Below are 1,607 nucleotides of genomic sequence, written 5' to 3'. Positions count from 1 at the left end.
GGGGGTGCCGAGCGACTCCCAGGGGCCGAACTCCTCGGAGCCGGGGGCCTGCTGGACGGCGTAGACGACCTCGCGCCGGTAGTCGGCGGGCTTGTCGCCGAAGGAGGTCCGGGTGCCGAAGGCGGCAATCCGGCCGTCCTTCAGGGTCACGGTCGATATGCCCTGGTCCATCCCGGTTCCGGGGAGGAGGCGGGGACCGTTCCAGCGTCCTATGAGGCCGCTGCGGTGCCAGAGGGCGACCTGGCCGTCGAGGACCTTGAAGGCCCACAGGCCGTGCTCGGCGTCGGAGGTCAGCCAGTCGGTGCCGGTGCCGCGCGCGTAGTTGACGGTCTGGGTCCAGCCGTTGCCCGACGGGTGCTCGGCGACCTTGAGGTCTCCGCAGCCGGCCTCGCTGCCGCAGTGGTTCTCCTTGTCCAGCCAGGCGTACGTGTCCAGGATGTCCAGCTTCTCCTTGGCCTCGCCGGGGCCGAGGGCGCGGGGCAGGGAGCCGTTGAAGTAGCCGACGTAGTTCTGGACGGCGAAGTGCGGCCGGTCCTTGAACCCCTCCGCGTACAGGGCGGCGGCCAGCTGCACGAACCGGGCGCCGTAGAAGTGGTCCTGGTGGTCGGTGTAGCGCTTGGCGGCGTCGTGGAAGCGGCCGGGGGTGGGGTCCTGGGTGCGGATGGTGGTGGGCCGGTACCGCTCCAGGATGCCGACGATCGTCTGGACGACCTGGTCCTTGGTGTACGCGAACCCCCGCCGGACGGGGCTGCCGGAGGCGAGCAGCGACTCCAGGCGGGGCACCTTGCCGTCCCACAGGCCGTGGAGGCTGTCGGGGACGTCCTGGTAGACGTTGCCCGCCTCGCGCATCTGCAGCCATACGAGGTTGATCTGGGGCCGGGCGACGAGGACGTCGACCTCGGCGTGGCCGCCGCCCTTGGTCGGGACGACGGTGCGCTTCCAGGCGCTGCTGCGGTCGCCGGTGGCCATCTTGGCGTAGGCGGCGCGGATGCCGTTCTGCCGGGCCTCGGCGTAGGCGGGCTTGTCGGGCCGGGTGGAGGCCGCCTTACCGGCCCCGGCGTTGATGCCGTCGGCTTCGCCGGAGGTGAGGTAGACGGTGGTCACGGGGTGGCCGGCGGCTATGGAGTACCCGAGGTCGGGGTTCATGAAGTACAGGTCGTCGTCGGGGTGGGCGACGATCTGGAGGACCCGGCCGGGGTCCGGGGCGTCCGGGGCGGCGGCGGTGGCGGCCCCGGGGCGGGGCGCGGCGGGCGAGTCGAGGCCGGCGAGGGCCTCGTTGCCCCGGAGGACGAGCATGCCGCCGGCGGCGGTGGCGGCGAGGAGGGCGACCGCCTTGACGACCGCGCGTGCGCGGGGGTGCCCGACGTGGTGGTGGCCGTGCCGCATGACCGCGTCGCGCTGGTGGGGGACGGCCGCCTCGGGGCCGGGCCGCACGACCGCGTCGCGCTGGTGGGGGACGGCCGTGCCGGGGCCGGGCCGGACGGTCGTGTCGGGGTCGGGCCGGACGGTCGCGTCACGGGTGGGTCGTGCGGTTGCCCCGCGGCCGGGGCGTGCGGTCGTGGAGGCCTCGGGGGCCGCCGCAGGCTCGCTCGGGCGGGGCTCGGGGG

At 74.5% G+C, this 1,607-nt stretch carries 1 protein-coding gene; it reads right to left on the bottom strand.

Annotated elements, in window-relative coordinates:
- Positions 1–1,607: PIG-L family deacetylase (locus tag VR44_RS38430; protein ID WP_342669437.1), on the bottom strand; the 1,607-nt coding region annotated here is incomplete at both ends.

Source organism: Streptomyces katrae (assembly GCF_000966975.1).
Lineage (GTDB): Bacteria > Actinomycetota > Actinomycetes > Streptomycetales > Streptomycetaceae > Streptomyces > Streptomyces katrae.
This window is presented reverse-complemented; position numbering and strand designations above follow the sequence as displayed.